Here is a 21,221-nt window from a genome sequence, read left to right as displayed (position 1 = left end):
TTATAAGATAGGATTTTTCTTTAAAAACACTTGAAATTAGGATAAATAATGATTACTTGGATGCAGCGTCATAAAAAATATTTAGTTGTTACAATTTGGATTAGCGTTATAGCATTTGTTGGTGCAGGAACTGTTGGTTGGGGTAGTGTAGATTTAAATAGTTCAAGAAGCAAATATGTAGCAAAAGTAGGAAATTTAGGCGTAACACATAAAGAATTTAATGATAAATATAGCGAATTATTTTATATTCAAAATCAATTATCTAATGGTGAATTAACAGAAGAACAAGCGTTAAAATTAGGACTTGATAAACAAGCATTAGTGGAATTAATAAGAGAAAAATTATTATTAAATTATGCTTATGATTTGGGATTTTATGCTAGTGAAGAAGAAGTTGTAAAAACAATAGCTAGCTATGAGTTATTTAATAAAAGTGAAGAAGATAAAACATTTGATAAAAGTAAATATTTAACATATTTGAAAAATTTAAGAATGAGTGAAGCAGATTTTGCTAATCAAATTAAAAATAAATTAGAAATTTCTAAATTATTAAAATTACTAGCAGTTCCAGCAAATAAAGAAGAATTAGAAATTGCAAATGCTAGTTTAAATATGCAAGATGAGATAAATTTAAAAACTATAGATTTGTCTAAAGAAGAAGATAAAATCAAATTAAGCGAAGATGAATTAAAGTCTTATTGGCAAGAACATAAAGATGAATATAAAACTGAACTATTATATGATTATTCTGTATATACATTAAATCCTAATTTAGACAATTTAATTGAAAGTGATATGAAAGCTTATTGGGAAAATAATAAATTTAATTATAAAGATGAAGAAGGCAAAATTAAAGAATATGAACTAGCATTAAATGATGTTAAGATAGATTTTGCTTTAAGTTTGTTAGAAAAAGAAGCTAAACTTGATTACATTAAGTTAAAAAATAATGAAATTAAATTCCAATCAACTACAAATCAAAATGCTTATTCTGAATTAGTTTTACAAAATAAAGATTTAAAAGTAGGTGAAATGAGTAAGCCTTTTATTATGGATAATAAATATTACATAGTAAGACTTGATAAAATAAATCAGCCAACTGCTTTAGAATTTGAAAAAGCTAAAATGATGGTAGAAGAAGATTTAAGAGAATTAAAATTTAAAGAATTATTGTCAAATACAGGTGAAGAAGAATTAAAAAAAGATAAAATTAATGGAAAAAATATAGGTTTTATATCTAAAGTTTCTAAAAATAATACCGATTTAACGGATACAGAATTTTTTACATTTGTGAGCGAGTTATTTTTGAAAAATACTAAAAAATCTTATGTGCTTTTAAATGATAAAGTATTAGTATATGAAATACTTTCTCAAAAATTAGTTGATAATACAAGTGAAAAGAATAATACTGATTTAAGTAATGAGTTGAAAAATATTAATTTTACTCTTATGCTTGATGATTTAATAAAAGAATTAGATAAGCGTTATGAAATTAAAAATTATTATAAAGGTAGTGAATTTTGAATATTTTAGCTATTGATCTTGGTTCTAGTTTAATAAAAGTAGCTATTGTTAGTTTTGATGGGGAAGGTATCAAAGTAGTTAGTGTTGCTAATACACAAACTTACGGAATTAAATCTGGAAAAATTACAAGCATTAATGACGCAAGTAATTCCATTAAAAAAGCAGTAAATAAGGTTAAGGAAAATTTAAGTATTAATATAGATAAAATTGCTGTTTCTGTTAGTGGAGCTTATACAAATTCTGTAACTGGATATGCTGACATAAGGCTAGATGCTAATGGCTCGGCAATTACGATTAAGGATATAGAAAAAGCAATTAATGCTGCTAGAACATCTGCAGATATTCATAGCGATCAAATTCCAATTCATATACTGCCTTATAGATTTAGAGCGAATAATACTGATAATATTGAAGATCCACTTGGTATGATGGCTTCAAGCTTTAGATTGGAAGCTAATATTATTACTATGAATAAAAATGATTATGAAAATATAAAGCAAATATTATCAAACGCTGATATAAAAAACTATGTTTTAGTATCTTCTATATATGCTAATTCAATTTATTGTTTAAATAACGATGAAAGAGAAAATGGTGTTGCTATCATTGATTGTGGTTCACAAGTATGTGATATTGCAATATATGCTTATAATTCAATTATATGGATGTATTATTTTCCTTTTGGTTCTTGGCATATTACAAGCGATATTGCTAAATATCTTACCGCTAGCAATGAGGTTGCAGATAAAATTAAATTACAATTTTCTTTATTTAAAGATGAAGAAAATAGCACTCATGTAGAATATTACAAAACCGGTTCTCAAACTCTTGATAGAGTATCTGTTGAATCAGTTTCAAAGTGTGTAAATATGAGACTTACAGAAATGCTTGAATGTATATATGCTAGCATAGATGATAGTCCTTATGAGAAATTTTTCTCAAGAGTAGTTTTAACTGGAGGTTGTTTTAAAATAGACAATATGGCTGAAAGAGCAACTCCTAAATTTAACAATAAAGCCGTAAGAACCGTTATAGAAAAAAATAGCGTATTTTATGGTGATAATGAGATTTTTACTATGCCTGAATATACATGTTTATTAGGCCTATGTATGTATTCTTGTGGTTTTCATACTAAATATGAGCTTAATTCTAGTGGTGTTTTATTGACTAGACAAAAAACCACAGAATTAGAAAAAATCATAGATTTTTCGGTAGATAAAGAAATAGAAACTAAAAATAATACTTCTTATTACACAAATATAGATGTTAAGGAACAAAAATTGCTTAAGATTGAAAAAAATGACAAAGATGAAGTATTAGAGTCATTAAAGATTAGTTCTAACGAAGAAAAATCTGAAGGCGTTTTTGCTAAATCTTGGAAGAAAGTTTGTGCTTATATAGAAAGGATATTTTAAGAAATGGATTTTGATATTTTAGGTGATAATATAGATTTTAAAGTAATGGAGAGTGAAATGGATTGCGGCGTTAAGATAAAAGTAATTGGTGTTGGTGGAGCAGGTGGAAATATGATAAATCATATTGTAGAAACTTGTGCTAGTTCTTTAAAAGTTGATATTTCTAATGTAGATATTATGATTGCAAATACTGATATTCAAGATATAAATAGGTCAAAAGCAAACATTAAAATACAATTAGGACCAAAGAAGACAAATGGTCGTGGAGCTGGTGCAAATCCTGAAATAGGTAGAATTTCAGCTGAAGAAGTTGAAGATGAAATTAAAGAACGCTTAGCAGGAACAGAATTATTATTTATCGCCGAAGGTCTAGGTGGTGGAACTGGCACTGGTGCAGGTCCAGTTATTGCTAAAATTGCAAAATCTTTAGGCATACTTGTTGTTTCTGTTGCTACATTCCCATTTAGCTATGAAAAAGCTAGAATTAAAGCTGCTGAAAAAGGATTAGAAGAGCTAAAAAAAGAAAGCGATTGCGTTATATTAATCCAAAATGATAAGTTAAAATTAGTAGTTCCAAAAACTTTAAATACTAGAGAAGCTAACAAATTTGCTAATGATGTTTTAGTAAATGCTGTAACCGGCATAATTAAAATGTTATTAATTGAAGCTGATACTAATATAGATTTTGCAGATGTTACTTCTGTTATGAGCCATCGTGGAACAGCACTTATGGGAATGGGAAGAGCTGAAGGTGAAAATGCTATTAAAGAAGCGTATGCAAATGCAATTGATTCTCCATTATTAGAAAATTATACAACTAACCTACAAGATGCTAAAGCTATGATAGTATTTTTTAGCTATGGTGAAAATATTCCTTTCTTCCAACTTGTTGAGACAATGGAAGAGATTTCAAATTCTAGTAACGAAGATTTAAATGTATTCTGCGGACATGTATTAGATACTAGCTTGCCAGCTGATGCTGTTGAAGTTACTATTATAGCTACAGGTTTTGATGAAACAAGAGCACAAAAAGCTAAAATTGAGCAAGAGAGCAAAAAGCGTGAAGAAGAGTTAAGCTATAAAATAGTTCAACCTGAAATGCAAAAAGTAAGTGGCGGAACAATAAAAGTAGATTATAAAACTAGAGATTTTAACGAACCTGCATTCGTTAGAAATGGTCAAGATTAATATAAAAAATGTAGCTCAAAATGTTGCTACAATTTTATTTATGGGGGACAAAATGTCTCCCAAATGTCCCCGCAATATTTTTTGCATATATTTATTTAAAAAGATTTTAAAAGTATTTCAAAGCCGATTTAATGGGCTTTTATAAAGATTTTGTAAAGTATGTTGTAAAGGTTTTTTGAAAGTATTTTATAAAATGTAAAGCAAAAACTCTTATTTTATACACTTTGTAAAGCACTTACATTTTACAAAAATCAAGCTTAAATAACGAGCACATAAAGCTTTCAACTTATTTTATATCACTTACATTCTTTACATAAGTTTATATAATAAAAAATCTAGCAATGATTAAAAACCATTGCTAGATTTTTTTTCTAAAAGCAAAATAAATTAAGATTAATTGTAAACACGCTAAAAATAGTATTAATTTTATAGAATTTAAAAAGCCAATTTCGTAATTATTATTAAAAATTATAGATATTATCATCACAGCATAGCTTCCAAAACTTTGTTGAAAAGTATTTATATAATTATTTGCATTTGTTTTATCTTTAGAAATTTTTATAGAGTAAGAAATTAAAGCACTCATAGATAAGCCTTGTGCGAAAGCATAAATTAAATAACATATTGAAAGATTTAATAATGTTTTTTCTTCAATATTTAATAATAAAATATTTGCAATTATTATGATAAAAATACCTAGCAAACTTAATTTAAAAGAGCCAAATTTATCGCTTAAATATCCGCTTATTGGAGATAAAATAGCAGCAATTAATGAGCCTAAAAGCATTACTTTACTAGCTTCAAAATTATTATAATTTTTACTCATAATTAAATAATTTGGTAATATTAATGAGTAGCTTAAAGCAAAAAACTGCATTAAAAATACAATTAAAGTAGATGAGAAAAATTGCAAATTCTTAGCACTTGCAATAATTTTGCTTTTATTTAGCATAAAAATAATTAAAATACTAAAAAATAAAATATAAATATATTTAATACTTATAGCAACACTAATTACTAGCAATACAATTAATATATATTCTTTTAAGTCTAATTTATATTTTGTTCCAAGATTTGGAATATTTTTAATTCCTAAAACAAAGGCAAAAACCAAAAAAGGTATTAAAAATATAAAAATATCTTTAAACTGAAAATATTTCATAATAAATCCACCATAAATTGGCCCAAAACCAGGTGCAGTCGCTACTAAAAATATACAAAATCCCATTAAAAATCCGAAGTATTTTTCACTAGCTTTAAAAATTACCATATTAAACATAAGTGGTAGAGCAATACCTGCAGCAATTCCTTGTAAAAATCTAGCAAAAACTAAAATATAAAACTCACCTGCACTTGAGCAAATTATTAGGCTTATTAAAAATAATAAATTAGTAAAAATAAAAAGTTTTTTAGTATTAATTTGATTTACTAAATATGAGCTTAGTGGCATTGTAAGTGTGATTGCTAGTAAAAACATAGAAGTAAGTAAAGAAGCTTTATTAATATCAATATTAAAAGTTTGTATTAAATAAGCAAAAGTAACATTTAAAGAAGTTTCAATTAATACGCTTAAAAATGATATTAAGCCTAAAGATATTAGGCTTAAAATTAGATTTTTATTCATTAAAATCAATTACATATCTAAAAGAATTTGAATTATTCAATAAGTCATCATAAGCTTTATTGATTTCATTAGGTTTTATAATTTTAACTTCTGGATAAATTGAGTGTTTTAATGAAAATTCAAGCATTTCTTTAGTTTCTTTAATGCCACCTATTAATGAGCCATAAATTTTCTTATGACTTACTCTAATTAAGGCATTTAGACTAATTGATACTTGTTCGTTTATTGGTGGTAAGCCAACGATTGCCATTTCTCCGCCGTATTTTAAAGTTCTCGCATACGCTAAGACATCGTATTTACTTGGAATTGTGCTAATTATTACATCAAATTTTTTATCAACCTTATTAATATCATTATAATAATTACTTGCTCCAAGTTTAATAGCTGCTTCTTTTTTAGTATCGTTTCTAGCTATTACACTAACATTTGCACCCATTGCTTTTGCGTATTTAAAAGCCATTACACCCAAGCCTCCAAATCCTGCTATTGCTACATCCATACCTTTACTAACTTTAGAGAATTTAAGTGGAGAATAAGTAGTAATTCCCGCACAAAAAAGTGGAGCAATTAGTTTTAGTGGAGCATTATTAGGAACTTTAATTGCATAGTTTTTATGAACTTTTATATAATTTGAATATCCACCTTTAGTAATTTCTGAATTATTAAAATAATCAACACTATTATAAGTCCAAACAGCACCTTTTTGACAAAATTGCTCATTTGAGTTTAAACAAGCATCACATTCACCACAAGAATTAATCAAACAACCAATTCCTGCGTAATTTCCTATTTCAAATTCTTTTACATTTTTACCGATTTCAACTACTAAGCCAACTACTTCATGACCTGGAACTATAGGATATTTTGTAGCTTTCCATTCATTTTTAGCAGCGTGAATATCACTATGGCAAATCCCACAATACATAGTTTTAATCAATATCTCATCATCTCTTAAAGCACTTCTTTTAAAAGTAATTGGCTTAAAATTAGCACTTTCATCATAAGCTGCAAAGCCTTTAGTTATAATTTCACTCATATTTTTTCCTTATTTGCAAGTTAATTCTAAAGTAGCGTTTAATTTAAAATCACTATCTTTTTCTATTGGTGTATCATCGTATTTATAATCAGCACCTAATATTTGATTTTGTGCTAATTCATAATGTTTTATTGATTTTATTTCACAAATTTTATTTGTAAGATTAGAATATTTATCTTTTATACTTATAGCTTTTTTAAATATTTCATCATACAATTCTTGTTTTATTATGCTTATTTCTTCTTTACTAACTGATAGATTTAAGGCAGGAGAATTAATTGTAATATACTCATTATTAGCTAGTATGTTATCTATATCTTTTAATAAATTCTTATAGTTTTGATATTCTTCTTTTTTAAACTCGCATCTTAAAGCAGAATCAAATTTATAACCATTTGGAATATTCATTCCATCTTGATAGGCTATATTAGGTTGTAATATATAGCTTCCACCTTCACATAAATTACTTTCTTTTACTCTTTCTAATACCTTAGAGAACAATTCTTCTATTTCATTTTTTTCATTTTCATTTAGATTTTCTTTTACACTAAGTTGTTTTGTCATAGTAAATTTTGGATTTGAAATATAAGAATCATAATTTAATCTTTTTTCTACTTCTATTGTTTGCTCAATAACAATTTCATCTTTATTTATTAAATACTCATAAATTTTAGTAGATATTAATCCTAATATAAAGAATATAAATAAACTAAAGCATAAGCTAAAACCTTTTAAAAAATTTTTCATTCTATCTCCTTAAAAAATAAATTCCATAAGCATAGATTATGCCAAAAATAGCACCAAAAATATGAGCCTGCCAAGCAATATTTTGAAAAATCACAGCAGAAATTATACTAGTTACTACAATAGCTATTAAAAATCCATTTTGTCTTAAAATAATTGCAGCATAACCCATTAAAGCACTAATAGCTCCACTAGCTCCAAGTAAAATGAAATTATAATATCCCATATTTATCATTAAATAATAATACCCCAAAGATGAAATAATTGCACCTACAAAATATACAATTAGTAAGTGTTTGATATTTAAAAATCTAAGAATTTGAGATAGCATAAAAAGCATTACCATATTCATAAAAATATGCTCAAAATCTCCGTGCAAAAACGAGTAGGTAAAAAATGTATAAAAATCACTTCCATAATAAAGTGCAAAGTTATTTATAAATACAGATTTACCAAATAAAAATTCAAGTAAATAAATCAACACATTTAAAAAAATAATCGCATAAAAAACCATTTTAACCCTTTAATATTTTTAAAGTTATATAATAAATTATCATTTTATTAAAAAGGGTTAAAAATGCAAAAAAAAGTATATTTTTATGCGACCTGTCTAGCAAGTGCTGCTATGCAGAATACTATTTTAAACTCTATTAAGCTTTTAAGAAGTGCTGGAGTTGAAGTGATTTTTAAAAAAGATCAAACCTGTTGCGGTCAGCCAAGTTATAACACAGGATATTTTAAAGATACTAAAAAAGTAGCTTTATATAATGCCGAATTATTTAGTGAAGATTTGCCAGTAGTAATTCCTAGTGGAAGTTGCGGTGGTATGATGAGCCATGATTATGTTGAGCTTTTTAAAGATGACGCAAATTATGAAAAAATTAAAAAATTTAGCTCAAAAGTAATAGAGCTTAGTCAATATTTAGAACAAATCGGATTTAAGATAGAAGATAAAGGAGAGCCTATTAAGGTTACTTGGCATAGCAATTGCCACGCTTTAAGAGTGCAAAAAAGCATTGAAGCTTCTAAAAATTTATTAAGAAGTCTTAAAAATGTTGAATTAGTTGAGCTTAAATACGAAGAAGAATGCTGCGGATTTGGTGGGACTTTTAGTGTAAAAGAGCCTGAAATCTCAAACGCTATGGCAACTGCAAAAGTAAATGATATAGTTGAAAGTGGAGCAAAGGTTATAATTTCAGCTGATGGTGGGTGTTTATTAAACATTCGTGGAACTATTGCAAAAATGGGTCTTGATATCAAAACTTATCATTTATATGACTTTTTAGCTGCTAGAATGCAAGGAGAAAAGATATGAAAAATCATAGTGAATTAATTAAAACTAAATTAGCTGATAAACAAATGAGAGAAAATGTAAGCTCTGCAATGCACGCCTTACAAGATAGAAGAAAAAATCTAATAAATGCAAAATTTCAAGATTGGCAAGGGCTTAGAACAAAAGCACAAAAAGCTAAAAATAATGCTTTATATACCTTAAAAGATAGGGTATTAGAATTTGAAAAAAATGCTACAAAAAATGGAATGAAAGTGCATTTTGCAAATACTAAAGAAGATGCTTGTGAGATAATTTATGAGCTAATGATGGAAAAGAAAATCAGTAAAGTCTTAAAAGGCAAATCAATGGCTAGTGAAGAAATAGGCTTAAATCACTATTTAGAACACAAAGGCTTAAATGCAATTGAAACTGATTTAGGAGAGCTAATTTTACAATTAGGTAATGAAACTCCTGTTCATATAGTTGTTCCTGCAATTCATAAAAATCGTTATGAAATAGGAGAGTTATTTAGCGAAAAATTAGGCGTAGCTAAAGAAAGTGAGCCTGAAAAATTAAATGCAATTGCTAGAACTCATCTAAGAAATGAATTTGAAGGTTTAGAGATGGGAATTAGCGGGGTAAATTTTGCAATTTCAAGCGAAGGTGCTATTTGGCTGATTGAAAATGAAGGCAATGGTAGAATGTGCACAACTGCTCCAACTATTCATGTAGCAATTTGTGGAATTGAAAAAATAGTAGAGAGTTTTACTGATGCAGCTACAACTGATACATTATTAACTCCATCTGCTACAGGACAATTTATCCCTGCATATAATAATATCATTACAGGCCCTAGAAAAGTTGATGAATTAGATGGCCCTAAAGAAGTGCATATAATATTATTTAACAACCATAGAACAAATATTTTAAGTAACGAAGATTATTATGAAGCATTACGCTGCATTAGATGTGGTGCTTGTATGAACTTTTGTCCTGTGTATGATAAAATCGGCGGTCATAGTTATGATGCTGTTTATCCTGGTCCAATTGGAGAAGTTATATCTCCGCAATTATTCGGTATGAAAGAGCATGGAGATATTTTAAGCTTATGCTCTTTATGTGGTCGTTGCTCTGAAGTTTGCCCTGTAAAAATCCCACTTGATAGTATGATTAGAAAATTACGCCGTGATAAGATAGGTGAAGCTGGGGACAATGCTCCACTAGGTGCAAATGAATTAGAGCATAGTGCAATGGAAAGCTATGGATTTGCTAAGTTTGCTGATATTGCTACAAGTCCAAAAATGTGGAGAGTTGCTATTGGTAACGCAAGTAAGTTTAACTGGCTATTACAAAGTCTAGGAACAAGCCTACCTGTGCTTAAAAATTGGGCTACTTATAAAGACTTACCTGAACTTAAAGGAAATATTTATAAAGAATTAGAAAACTTAGAAGGAGTTTCTTATGAATAAGAGAATTGAAGAGATAAGCAATCGCTCAAGAAATCAGATTTTAAACGCAATTGAATGTGGTGTAAGACACGAGTTAAATGATAAAAGTATAGACCCAAGTGTGCATATAAAACAAAGCGATAATCCTTTAGAAGAAACTAAAACTAAAATGAGTGAAAACAAATTTGAAGTTCATGAAGTTAGTGGCTTAGACAATGTTTATGATGAAATAAACAAAATCACAAGCTCTTATGGATATTCATCTTTAATTTATCCAAAAAGCCTAAGTGCTGATGTAGAAAAAATAAATGCAAGTAAAAAAGTTTGTTTTGATAAAAGCGTAGAAGAATTAAGAAGTGAAGTTTTTCATAGTGATTTTTCAGTAATTGATGTAGAATTTGCTATTAGCTCACATGGGGTTGCTTGTGTAAAATCAAGTGCAAATCAACCAAGAATGTTAAGCCTTGCTCCAATGCTTTGCATTATGCTACTTGATAAAACAAAAATTGAGCCTTCACTTGCTAGTGGTCTTGCTAGAATAAAGGCTGAAAATGAGATTTTACCTACTAATATTTTATATATTGCAGGTCCTAGTAGAACATCTGATATTGAGCTTGTAACCGTTTTTGGAGTTCATGGAAGTCAAAAAGTTCATATAATATTTTACTAAAATTTACCCCTAATATTAGGGGTAAAATATTATTATTTTATATTCCAATCATTTTAAATTCTCATTTGTAATTTTTATATTTAAGCATTAATTTAAAGTATTTAATATTCTTCTAAATAAGGGGAAAATATGAATGAGAATTTAAAAATTAATTTAAAAGATAGCAAAAGAATTGTAATCAAAGTTGGCACATCAACTCTAACTTATGAAAATGGTAATTTAAACTTAGGATTAATTAATAAGTTAGCTTGGGTTTTAGCTGATTTGAAAAATCAAGGAAAAGAAGTTGTATTGGTTACTTCAGGTGCGATTGGGGTTGGTTCAAAAAAACTTGGCTTTAAGCAAAGACCTACAATTACCATGGAAAAACAAGCAGCAGCAGCAATAGGTCAAGCAGAGCTTATGCATATTTATCAAAACGCATTTGCTAATTTTAGTTCATTTGTAGCACAAGTTTTACTAACTAAAGATGATTTTGAAATAGAACAAAGAAAACAAAATACTGAAAACACTTTAAATACTTTATTAAAATACGAAATTATCCCGATAATTAATGCTAATGATACTATTTCAACTTATGAGATTGAATTTAGTGATAATGATAGCCTTTCAGCTAGTGTTGCTTGTCTAATCAAGGCTGATTTGCTAATAATTTTAAGTGATATAGACGCATTTTATACAGCAAATCCTAAGAACAATCCTAATGCAAAAAGAATTTCTTATGTAGAAAAAATCACAGATGAGATTATGCAAATGGGCGGAGATAAAGGTAGTGAGTTTAGTATAGGTGGTATGAAGACAAAATTACAAGCTGCAAGTAATTGTGCTAAAAATGGTGTAAGAATGGCTATTTTAAATGGCTCTAATCCTATGAATATTAGCGAGTTAATTAGTGGTGCTGATATAGGAACTATTTTTGATAAGGAGTAAAAATGATTGATATTTTATGCCAAAACGCAAAAAATGCAAAGACTAAATTAGCTAAGCTTAATTCAAGTATTAAAAAAGAAGTTTTAAATTCTTGTGCTGATGAAATACTTGCAAATATTGATGGTTTATTAAAAGCAAACCTTAAAGATATTAATGATAATTCAAATCTAAAAAGTGCTTTTGTAGATAGATTAAGACTTAATGAAAATAGAATAAATAATATGATAAGCACTTTAAGAAATGTCGCTTTACTTGATGATGTAGTGGGTAGGGTGGTATTTGGAAAGACTTTAGAAAATGGTCTAAAAATGCAGCAAATTAAGGTGCCTTTAGGAGTAGTTGCTATTATTTTTGAATCTCGTCCTAATGTTTGCGTAGATGCTTTTGCACTATGTTTTAAGAGCTCTAATGTAGTGATTTTAAGGGGTGGAAAGGAAGCTTTAAATACTAATTTATTTTTAGTTTCAATTTTTCAAAAGGTATTAAAAAGATTTGATTTAGATGAGAATTTCGTTCAGATTGTAAGTGATACTAACAGGGATTTAGTAAAAGAACTTTTAAGGGCGAATGATTATATAGATGTGGTAATTCCAAGAGGTAGTGCTAGTTTGATTAATGAAGTTAAAAATAATAGTCTAATTCCTTGTATTCAAACAGGAGTAGGGAATTGTCATATTTATGTTGATTATAATGCGAAAATAGATGATGCTATAAATATAATAAATAATGCTAAAACGCAAAGACCAGGGGTATGTAATAGTGTAGAGACTTTACTCATTAATAAAAATATAGCTAGCGAAATTTTGCCTTTATTAGAAAGCAAAATGCCTAATGTAGAGCTTAGGGTTTGTGCTAAGTGTGAGAAATTTTTAAAAAATTATAAAAAGGCAAATGATAGTGATTGGGAAGAAGAATTTGAAGATTTAATACTAGCTATTAAAATAGTAGATGATATTAATGAAGCTATACTTCACATTCAAAAATACAGCACAAATCATTCAGAAGCGATAATTTCTCAAGATTATACTAATATTAATAAGTTCTTAGATGAGATTGATTCAGCAGTTTTATATGTAAATGCTAGCACTAGATTTAGCGATGGTGCGGAATTTGGCTATGCGGCTGAAATAGGAATAAGCACTCAAAAACTTCACGCAAGAGGTCCTATGGGATTAAATGAATTAACAACTACAAAATATCAAATCATAGGAAACGCCCATATTAGAAAATAAACTTAAAGCCTAATTTTTAGGCTTTAATATAAGCGTCATTTTAATACCATCTTCATTGCTATAATAATTTTTTAAGATTTTTTCTTCTTTAAATTGAAGTTTTTTGTATAAATTAATAGCATTTATATTGCTTACTCTTACTTCTAAAAATATCTTTTCTTTATTTAATACTTTAGCATTATTAATTAGTTCTTCGCATAATTTTGTGCCTATTTTTAAACCCTTAAATTCATCTTTTATCGCTAAAGAATATATTCTAATACTATTTTTATAAGTAAGCTTCATAATATATCCAGCTACCTTTTTATCACATAAAAAAATAAATATATTTTCTTTTTTTATGTGATATAAGAAATTATTTTTACTTAACTTAAAACAATCATTTTTAAAACATTCTTCTTCAATTAGCAAAAGGTCTTTTAAATGAGTTTTAGTAGCTTTTATAATCATAGTTTTTGATATATTGTGTATTTTGGTATGATTTTTTCTGGACGATACGACATTTTAACTTTTTTTAGGTTTTCAAAGCCCATATCATCTCCCACATTTATGTATTTACAATCATATTTTTCTTTTAAAACTTTTGAAAACTCTCTAAATATAAATTGAGCACAACCTAAAGTTTCAAAATCAGTTTTTTCAATCAATACACTTGCTGTATCGCTACATATTTTTTCGCCTATTGTAAAGCCTTTTAATTCATCATCAATATAAATTACTAAGCCATCTAGTCCTAATGTCTCGTAATCTTGTAAGCATTTTTTAATCGCTAATCTTTCTTGATAAATTCCATCTAAAAACGCATCTACTTCTGCTTTTGGAACATATTTAATCCTATCGCTTACCCATTTATCAAAAAGCATTTTTATATCATCGCTATGTTTTTTGCAATCTAATGTCTGTAAAAAATAATTTGGATATACTCTTTTAAATTTATTAATTTCGGTTCTTTTAGTGTGATAAGCATTACCCCTAAGCTCTATTAAATCATCGCTTACATATATATAATCTGCTAATTTTTTTTCTATTATATAATTATCTAGTGAGCTAAACATAACTTCACCTTCATTTGTATGGGTAATAAATCCTTCTAAGAAGTTATCACAAACATATTCAATTTTAGAGTAATATGTAGAAGTATTGTTTTCATTCATAATCTTAAAGCATTCTGGTATGCTATCATAACAATCTTGAGGTTTTCCTAGTGGTGGTAATAACATAGATAATTCTCCACCATTCATAACAAATAAGCAAAATGTATTATTGATTATTGAATAAAATCCACTAGCTTTAGAAAGCCAAATATAGTTCGCACAAAATGAATAATCACTGACATTAACATCAAAATCCTTTAAGTATTCTTGCATAATTGGTTTTGTTTTTAAGTCAAATGATTTTAGTGTATGTCCTTGTAGTTTTATCTCTGCCACTTTAATCCTTTTTTTAAAAAAATGTCGCGATTATAGGTTATTAAAGTAACTTATTAGATATAATCAATTAGCTAAATTAATTATTTTCTAAGTGTTTTATAAATAGTTCAAATTAGAGAATTTGTTAATTTTTACTTTTATATTTTTAGAAATATATGTAGATTTTGACTATATTAAGTTTTTTATAAATTCTATTGTTGTGATTTAATTATATAAGTATATTTTTAAATTCATAAAATTAACTTTTTAAACATTTATAAATATTTAATGAGTATTTTGTCAATGGAATTAATTGATAAATAATTTTATATTTGCAATTTAATTTATCTTATTTTGAAAAATTTTGTTTTTAAATAAACATTTTAAATAGGCTTTAAATATGATTTATTTTAAGTCTATACCACGATTATTATAAATTGTAATTTATTTATGAGTTTGGCAAAACTACAATAACCAAAATATTAGGCTATTTAAATACATATTTGTATTATTAATTATTTAAGAATAATAATTTTATTAATTATTTGAAAGTGTTTAATTATGAAATTTATTTTGAGTTTTTAATATATCATTGTCCAAAAGATATTCTAAAGCGTCTTTTGAATAATTTAAGAAATTTTCTAATTCTTTTTTTTCATTTTCATTAAAATTGTCAAGAACATAATTAATAACTTCATATTTTAAATCAGGTTTTCCAATCCCTAATCTAATTCTTTCATAATCATTACCTATAAAGTTATCTATGGATTTTAATCCATTATGACCACCAGAACTACCACCTTTTTTAATTTTTAGCTTAGAAAAATTTATATCCATTTCATCGTGGCATACAATTATTCTTTCTGGTTTATAAAAATCTACGACTTTCTTTACACTTTCCCCTGAATTATTCATATAGGTTAGTGGTTTGAGTAGTAATATATTTTGTTTTTTATAAAGTTCTCCATTACAGTTTAAACTTTGTTTAGTGTAAGAAGAGTTAAGTAATTTATCAATTAACATAAAGCCTAGGTTGTGGCGAGTATTTGCATATTTCTCGCCAGGATTTCCTAAGCCTACTACTAAAATCATCTAGCTTTTTCAACTCCAACAACAGCTACACGACCAGCGTCAATAATTTTTACATTATCAGCAACTTTAATATCTCTTACTAATAAAGCATCACCAACATCTAAATCAGTTACATCTAATTCAAAGAAATTAGGTAAATTTTCTGCTTTACATTTTACTTTTAAGCGGCGTTTTGATTGAATTAATACACCTTTATTTTTAAGACCTTTTGCAGTTCCTACAACTTTTACTGGAACCATATAAAAGCTCTCAACACCTTTTAGTGCTATTTTTAAATCAACGTGCTTAATTTCGCTAGTTACTGGATGGTGTTGATAATCAACAATTACAACTTCATAAGTTTTACCATCAACACTAACAGGGAAAATTAATCCGTCTTTTTTACGAACTTCTTTAATAAATTCGTTTGTTTTAAATACCGCATGGATATTTTCAACGCCTTTGCCATAGATATTAGCAATTAGCATACCATCTTGTCTAGCAGCTTTAGCTGACTTTCTACCAATACTCTGTCTAATTTGTCCTTCTAACATAAAATGTCCTTTCAAAAAAAATAAGTGTGAATAATACTATAAAAAGTTTAATAAAAATATTATTCTTCTTGAGAAGCAAGTTTAAATTGAAAACCAGTGCTTACATTAGATGATGATTTTTTAGCTTCTCCAAATTTATAACCATCAATTAATACTTTCAAGTCATTTGCATTACTTGCTTTATCATACGCTTCTTCTTCTGTAATTCTTCCTGATTTATATAGCATTAGCAAATGTTGGTCAAAACTTTGCATTTTCATTGTGCCTTCTTTTAATACATCGCCTATTGAGTTTTCTCTACCTTCTAAAATAAGTCTTTTTATACGCTCATTTCCTCTTAAAACTTCAATAGCAGCTGTTCTTTTTCCATCTGTGGTTTTACATAATCTTTGAGAAATAACAGCCTTTAATACTCCAGAAAATGAACTTCTAATTCTGTTTTGCTCTTCTTTAGGGAACATTCCTAAAACCCTATTTAATGTTTCTTGTGCATTAATTGTGTGAAGTGTGCTTAAAACTAAGTGTCCTGTTTCTGCTGCGTGCATTGCTACTTCAATGGTTTCTAAATCTCTCATCTCACCTACTAGAATAATATCAGGGTCTTCCCTTAAAGCTGCTCTTAGTGCATCTTGAAAGCTTAAAGCATCTTGTCCTATAGCTCTTTGATTTACTATTGATTTTGCAGGTTTATATTTAAATTCAATTGGGTCTTCAATAGTGATAATATGTCTATGGTAGTTTTGATTGATATATTCAATGATTGAAGCAAGTGTAGTCGTTTTACCACTACCAGTTGGTCCAGTAACTAATATTAATCCCCTTGTTTCTGTTGTTGTTATATCTTTAATAACTTCTGGCAGTTTTAATGCTTCAAAACTTGGCATAGTATCAGGGATTGTTCTAAAAACAGCACTAGGTCCATTCATTGTAAAAAATAAATTCACACGAAAAGAGCCTTTATATTTAAATTTATCTTTATTTTTAGGTTCATAAGAAAAGTCTATATTTTTATTATCTACAAATCTTGTAAAATCTCCCCTTGTTAGGGCTTTACATAAATCTAACATATCTTCTCTTGATATAATATCAGGTGCTATTTCGCTAATTTCTCCATTTACTCTACCTTTTGGATTTAGGTTTGAGCTAAGGTGTAAATCACTTCCACCAACTTCAATTAAGGTATTTAACCAACCATCTAAATTATCTCTTAATTCCCAACGAATATTTTCTAAATCTATTTCCATTAATAACCTTTAAAGACTTTCTAAAATATCTATATATGCTTTTTCAAATTGGATTAATCCATCTTCTAAAAGTTTTTTGCAAGCGGCATTATACTCAATTTCGTTTATAGTTGAGAATATAAAATCTTTTGAATTTGAAATTATTTCTTGATTTAAATTCTTTATAGTTTTACTAGGTTTATAGGCATTTATAGCATTAATTGGAGCTGTATTTATAGTGTTATTAAATTCTAGTTCTTTTAAATAATAATCTTTACTTAAATCATTACTTTTTGTTCCTGTACTTGCAAATAAAGCTCTTATATTTTCACTATCTACTTTAGATGCTGAATAAATTGCGTTTTGAATTCCTATTTGGTTTTTAACGCTAAATCTATTATTTAATAAGCTATCAACTCTGCTTACAAAAATACTAACTACACCTTTATTAATTATTCCATTAGGATTTTTTGCTTTATATTTTTTCATACCTTGTGCTATTGCATCATTACATTTTTTTGCTTGTTCGTAAGAAAAAATCAGTGTAGCATTTATGCTAATTCCATAACTTGCCAATGTATTCATAACTTCATATCCTGCATTAGTTGCCGGCACTTTTATCATTAAATTTGGCATATTTATTAAATTAGCAATCTTTAAACCTTCTGCAATACTAAGACCTGCATTATTGCTATTTAGTGGATTTATTTCAAAACTAATAAAACCATTATTGTTATCTTTTGCATATAAATAGCTCATTTTAATAGCTGCTTTTTTAATGTCTTCTAAGGCTAGAGTTAAAAATAATTCTTCTTTATTTTTTATATTTAATTGCTTAATTCTTTCTTTATAATATGCTGAAGTAGTAATTGCATTTTTAAATATACTAGGATTACTAGTAGCACCATTTATAGTGCCACTAGCTAGCATTTGTAAAAATTCATTATCTAAAAAACTATTTTCAATAAAATCACACCAAATGCTATATCCACTCATTAAAAATCCCTTTTCATTAAAGCTTCAACTTTTAATATAGTTAAAATACTATTTTCTTGCTTGCCAATCCCATCAATCATACCTTTTTCTTTAAGTAAAGTTTCAGGTGGTTGGTCAATATTACTTTCTTTAATTTTGATAGCTTCTGTTAATTTATCAATAACAAAACCGATATTTCCTTCTTCACCCTTTAAAACTATATATCTTGTATGTTGAGTATGTTTTGAACTACCCAAGCCAAAACGCTTTGCAAGGTCAATTAATGGAATTACATTACCACGCATATTGAATACTCCTAATACATAATCAGGAACGCTAGGAACTCTAGTGTATTCAATAGGCTTTATGATTTCTTGTATGCTTAGAATTGGAATTGCATACTCTTCTTCATCAATCATAAATCCTACTAATTGTCTAATTTGTTCTTCTTTTACATCTCTACCAGAAGCACCTTTAACTTGTTCTTGTTGTCTATTTAAAACTTGATTTAATCTTTCCATTACATTATCCTAATTTTAAATTCTTTCTTACTACATTTTCTAAATATTCATAAGAATAAGGCTTTGTAATATACTCAGTCATTCCTACTTCTACGCCTCTTAATCTATCACTCTTGCTAGTTCTACTTGTAACAGCAATTAGTGGTAGATTTCTATATTTTGCATATTTTCTAATTTCTGCTGCTAGTGTGTAACCATCCATTCTTGGCATTTCAATATCAATTAGCATTCCATCTATTGAATGCTCGCCACTTTTTACTATATTTAAAGCTTCTACACCATTGCTTGCTTCAATTACTTTAATTCCAAGTGGTTCTAATGCTTTTTTCATAATTCCTCTATCAATTTGAGAATCATCAACAGCTAAAACTACATAATCACTTGGTTTTTCTTTTGAAACTTTAGCACCACTTTCGCTACTTGCTTTAATATCTACTTTAACATCTTTTGCCATATCCATCATTGCACCAACATCAACTATTAATGTAACATTACCATCTCCACGAATGGTTGAGCCTGCAATTCCTGTGATATTTTGTAAATAATATCCCATAGATTTAATTACAACTTCTTCTTGACCTATTAAAGTATCTACTATAATTCCAAGTTTAGAAGCTGCTGCACCAACAACAACTACATAAGCTTGTTCGCTATTTTCAAGTACTTGTTTTACTCCAAATAAATCACTAAGTCTTACAAGTGATAAAACTTCATCTCTAAGTCTTAAAACATTTTTGCCTTCAATTGTATAAATATCATCAATAGCAACTCTTACTGTTTCAAGAACACTAGCAAGTGGAATTGCATAGAATTCTTCTTGAGTTTTTACAAGTAGTGATTGAATGATAGCTAGTGTTAATGGGATTTTTAGTTTTATAACCGTTCCTTTTCCTAACTCGCTATCTACTTCAATAATACCATTTAGCTTATCAATGTTTGTTTTAACAACATCCATTCCAACACCACGACCACTTACATTTGTTACTTGTTTAGCAGTTGAAAATCCTGGTTTAAATATAAGACCATAAGCTTCTTTATCGCTCATATTATCAGCTTCTCTTTCGCTAATAATTCCTTTTTCAATACCTTTAGTTTTTAATACTTCAGCATTAAGTCCTTTACCATCATCAGCTATTTCAATTACTATGTGATTTCCTTCATTGTATGCTTTTAGCTGAACCGTTCCTCTTTCTGGTTTGCCTGCTGCAATTCTATCTTCTGCTGATTCAACTCCGTGATCGCAAGAATTTCTAATCATATGCATAATAGGATCGCCTATTTCTTCTACGATTGATTTATCAAGTTCTGTTTCTTCACCTTCAAGTTCAAGCTCAATTTGTTTTCCTAAATCACGGCTTAAATCTCTAACAACCCTTGGGAATTTGTTAAATACTTTTGCAATTGGTTGCATTCTTGTTTTCATTACAGCTAATTGAATATCAGTTGTTACTACGCTTAATTGATTTACAACTTGATTTAATTCTTCTATGAATTTTTCGCCTTCATATCTTTCTTCAACATCATCATAGATTTTTAAAAGTCTATTTTTACCCAATACAAGTTCGCCTATTAAGTTCATTAGGTTATCAAGTCTTTTTACTTCAACCCTAATAGTTTGCTCCATATTTGATGAGTTGCCTTTATCAGCAGCTACAGGTGCTTGTTTCGCATTTCTAGCTTCTCTTGTATCTTGTTTTTCACTAGCTCTTTCAGAGATTTTTTCTACCGGCTTTTCAACAGGTGTTTCAACTACTTTTTCAACTTTTTTAGTCTCTACCACTGCTTCTTGTTGTTTTTTCTCTTCTCTTCTTGCTTTATCTTCAGCTTTTCTTTGTTTTAATAATCTTTCAATTTCAGCTTCTACTTCATCAGCACTTAAAGAATTTACATCTACTTCTTCTTCATTACTATTTGAATCTTTTTCAATTAATTCTTCAATTTTTTCATTTAAACTTTTTGGCTCAGCCTTAACTTCGCTTAAAATTTTACCCTCGCTAATTGCAGTTAGACGGCTACAAATTGAGCTAATATCCATATTTATTGCTGTATCATTGCCATTATCTTTAATACAATGTAATAAGTCTTTCATCATATCAATTGATTCAAGCACAACATCCATAATATCAGGAGTTATTAGTAATTCGCCGTGACGAGCTTTGTTTAAAACATCTTCCATATGATGAGTTAGTTTTGTTAAAACATCAAAGTTTAAAAAGCTTGAACTTCCTTTAACTGTGTGAGCAACACGGAAAATGCGGTTTAGTAATTCTAAATCTTCAGGATTACTCTCAAGCTCAACTAAATCGTGATCTATTTGTTCAATTAATTCAAAAGCTTCTACCAAGAAGTCTTCTAATATCTCTTGCATATCTTCCATATTTACG

General features: G+C 27.9%; 20 protein-coding genes. 8 read left to right on the top strand and 12 right to left on the bottom strand.

What is annotated here, in order from left to right; translation table 11 throughout:
* Positions 1-48: 48 nt before the first annotated feature.
* The 3 genes from AVBRAN12637_RS03410 to ftsZ are packed head-to-tail and all read left to right on the top strand — an operon-like array spanning position 49 to position 4,127.
* A complete protein-coding gene (locus tag AVBRAN12637_RS03410) occupies positions 49-1,524 on the top strand; it encodes a SurA N-terminal domain-containing protein (RefSeq protein ID WP_336615316.1) in 1,476 nt (491 codons plus the stop codon).
* Positions 1,521-2,939, top strand: coding sequence for a cell division protein FtsA (gene ftsA / locus AVBRAN12637_RS03405; RefSeq protein WP_214116587.1), 1,419 nt, complete (start codon positions 1,521-1,523; stop codon positions 2,937-2,939). The genes AVBRAN12637_RS03410 and ftsA overlap by 4 nt, the downstream gene beginning before the upstream one ends.
* Positions 2,940-2,942: 3 nt before the next feature.
* Entirely contained in the window at positions 2,943-4,127 is a 1,185-nt protein-coding gene (gene ftsZ, locus AVBRAN12637_RS03400; protein WP_214116589.1) for a cell division protein FtsZ, read from the top strand.
* Positions 4,128-4,485: 358 nt separating this feature from the next.
* On the opposite strand, the gene AVBRAN12637_RS03395 is transcribed toward ftsZ, so the two are convergent.
* The 4 genes from AVBRAN12637_RS03395 to AVBRAN12637_RS03380 are packed head-to-tail and all read right to left on the bottom strand — an operon-like array spanning position 4,486 to position 8,045.
* Positions 4,486-5,751, bottom strand: coding sequence for an MFS transporter (locus AVBRAN12637_RS03395; RefSeq protein WP_336615315.1), 1,266 nt, complete (start codon positions 5,749-5,751; stop codon positions 4,486-4,488).
* Complete coding sequence (locus AVBRAN12637_RS03390; protein ID WP_336615314.1) at positions 5,744-6,787, bottom strand: NAD(P)-dependent alcohol dehydrogenase; 1,044 nt, start codon at positions 6,785-6,787, stop codon at positions 5,744-5,746. Before AVBRAN12637_RS03390 ends, AVBRAN12637_RS03395 begins: the two co-directional genes overlap by 8 nt.
* 9 nt (positions 6,788-6,796) lie before the next feature.
* Positions 6,797-7,534, bottom strand: a complete 738-nt coding sequence (locus tag AVBRAN12637_RS03385) for a hypothetical protein (RefSeq protein WP_239802753.1) — start codon at positions 7,532-7,534, stop codon at positions 6,797-6,799.
* A gap of 1 nt (position 7,535) precedes the next feature.
* Positions 7,536-8,045 carry a rhomboid family intramembrane serine protease gene (locus AVBRAN12637_RS03380; protein WP_214116597.1) on the bottom strand — a complete coding sequence of 170 codons (510 nt, stop codon included), beginning with the start codon at positions 8,043-8,045 and terminating at the stop codon, positions 7,536-7,538.
* Between the two features lie 63 nt (positions 8,046-8,108).
* On the opposite strand from AVBRAN12637_RS03380, the gene AVBRAN12637_RS03375 reads away from it, so the two are divergent.
* The 5 genes from AVBRAN12637_RS03375 to AVBRAN12637_RS03355 all read left to right on the top strand — a co-directional run bounded on the left by AVBRAN12637_RS03375 (position 8,109) and on the right by AVBRAN12637_RS03355 (position 13,084).
* Complete coding sequence (locus AVBRAN12637_RS03375) at positions 8,109-8,846, top strand: (Fe-S)-binding protein (protein ID WP_214116599.1); 738 nt, start codon at positions 8,109-8,111, stop codon at positions 8,844-8,846.
* The gene (locus tag AVBRAN12637_RS03370) at positions 8,843-10,273 is read left to right on the top strand and encodes a LutB/LldF family L-lactate oxidation iron-sulfur protein (RefSeq protein WP_336615313.1); all 1,431 of its coding nucleotides are present in this window, start codon (positions 8,843-8,845) and stop codon (positions 10,271-10,273) included. Before AVBRAN12637_RS03375 ends, AVBRAN12637_RS03370 begins: the two co-directional genes overlap by 4 nt.
* Positions 10,266-10,922, top strand: coding sequence for a LutC/YkgG family protein (locus tag AVBRAN12637_RS03365; protein ID WP_214150424.1), 657 nt, complete (start codon positions 10,266-10,268; stop codon positions 10,920-10,922). Before AVBRAN12637_RS03370 ends, AVBRAN12637_RS03365 begins: the two co-directional genes overlap by 8 nt.
* 129 nt (positions 10,923-11,051) lie before the next feature.
* A complete protein-coding gene (gene proB / locus AVBRAN12637_RS03360) occupies positions 11,052-11,852 on the top strand; it encodes a glutamate 5-kinase (RefSeq protein WP_214116606.1) in 801 nt (266 codons plus the stop codon).
* A 2-nt stretch (positions 11,853-11,854) separates the two neighbouring features.
* On the top strand, positions 11,855-13,084 hold the full coding sequence (locus tag AVBRAN12637_RS03355; protein ID WP_214150423.1) for a glutamate-5-semialdehyde dehydrogenase: 1,230 nt from the start codon (positions 11,855-11,857) through the stop codon (positions 13,082-13,084).
* Positions 13,085-13,093: 9 nt separating this feature from the next.
* Here the strand turns inward: AVBRAN12637_RS03355 and rimI are convergent, their stop codons facing one another.
* From rimI to AVBRAN12637_RS03315, 8 genes are all read right to left on the bottom strand, one after another.
* Positions 13,094-13,534, bottom strand: coding sequence for a ribosomal protein S18-alanine N-acetyltransferase (gene rimI, locus AVBRAN12637_RS03350; RefSeq protein ID WP_214116611.1), 441 nt, complete (start codon positions 13,532-13,534; stop codon positions 13,094-13,096).
* Complete coding sequence (locus AVBRAN12637_RS03345; RefSeq protein ID WP_336606890.1) at positions 13,531-14,514, bottom strand: DUF2156 domain-containing protein; 984 nt, start codon at positions 14,512-14,514, stop codon at positions 13,531-13,533. The genes rimI and AVBRAN12637_RS03345 overlap by 4 nt, the downstream gene beginning before the upstream one ends.
* A gap of 534 nt (positions 14,515-15,048) precedes the next feature.
* Positions 15,049-15,585: an aminoacyl-tRNA hydrolase gene (gene pth / locus AVBRAN12637_RS03340; protein ID WP_214116613.1), complete on the bottom strand. Its 537-nt coding sequence runs from the start codon at positions 15,583-15,585 to the stop codon at positions 15,049-15,051.
* Entirely contained in the window at positions 15,582-16,118 is a 537-nt protein-coding gene (locus AVBRAN12637_RS03335; protein ID WP_214116615.1) for a 50S ribosomal protein L25/general stress protein Ctc, read from the bottom strand. The genes pth and AVBRAN12637_RS03335 overlap by 4 nt, the downstream gene beginning before the upstream one ends.
* 59 nt (positions 16,119-16,177) lie before the next feature.
* Positions 16,178-17,362, bottom strand: a complete 1,185-nt coding sequence (locus tag AVBRAN12637_RS03330) for a type IV pilus twitching motility protein PilT (RefSeq protein WP_214116621.1) — start codon at positions 17,360-17,362, stop codon at positions 16,178-16,180.
* Positions 17,363-17,371: 9 nt separating this feature from the next.
* Positions 17,372-18,337, bottom strand: coding sequence for a transaldolase (locus AVBRAN12637_RS03325; RefSeq protein WP_336615312.1), 966 nt, complete (start codon positions 18,335-18,337; stop codon positions 17,372-17,374).
* Positions 18,337-18,837 (bottom strand): chemotaxis protein CheW, encoded by a 501-nt coding sequence (locus AVBRAN12637_RS03320; protein WP_214116625.1) that lies wholly within the window; start codon positions 18,835-18,837, stop codon positions 18,337-18,339. Before AVBRAN12637_RS03320 ends, AVBRAN12637_RS03325 begins: the two co-directional genes overlap by 1 nt.
* Positions 18,838-18,841: 4 nt before the next feature.
* The gene (locus AVBRAN12637_RS03315; protein WP_336615311.1) at positions 18,842-21,214 is read right to left on the bottom strand and encodes a hybrid sensor histidine kinase/response regulator; all 2,373 of its coding nucleotides are present in this window, start codon (positions 21,212-21,214) and stop codon (positions 18,842-18,844) included.
* Positions 21,215-21,221: the final 7 nt, after the last annotated feature.

Source organism: Campylobacter sp. RM12637, assembly GCF_020137645.1.
Classification (GTDB): Bacteria; Campylobacterota; Campylobacteria; order Campylobacterales; family Campylobacteraceae; genus Campylobacter_E.
The sequence above is the reverse complement of the archived record's forward strand: the minus strand, read 5'-3'. Positions and strand labels throughout refer to the sequence as shown.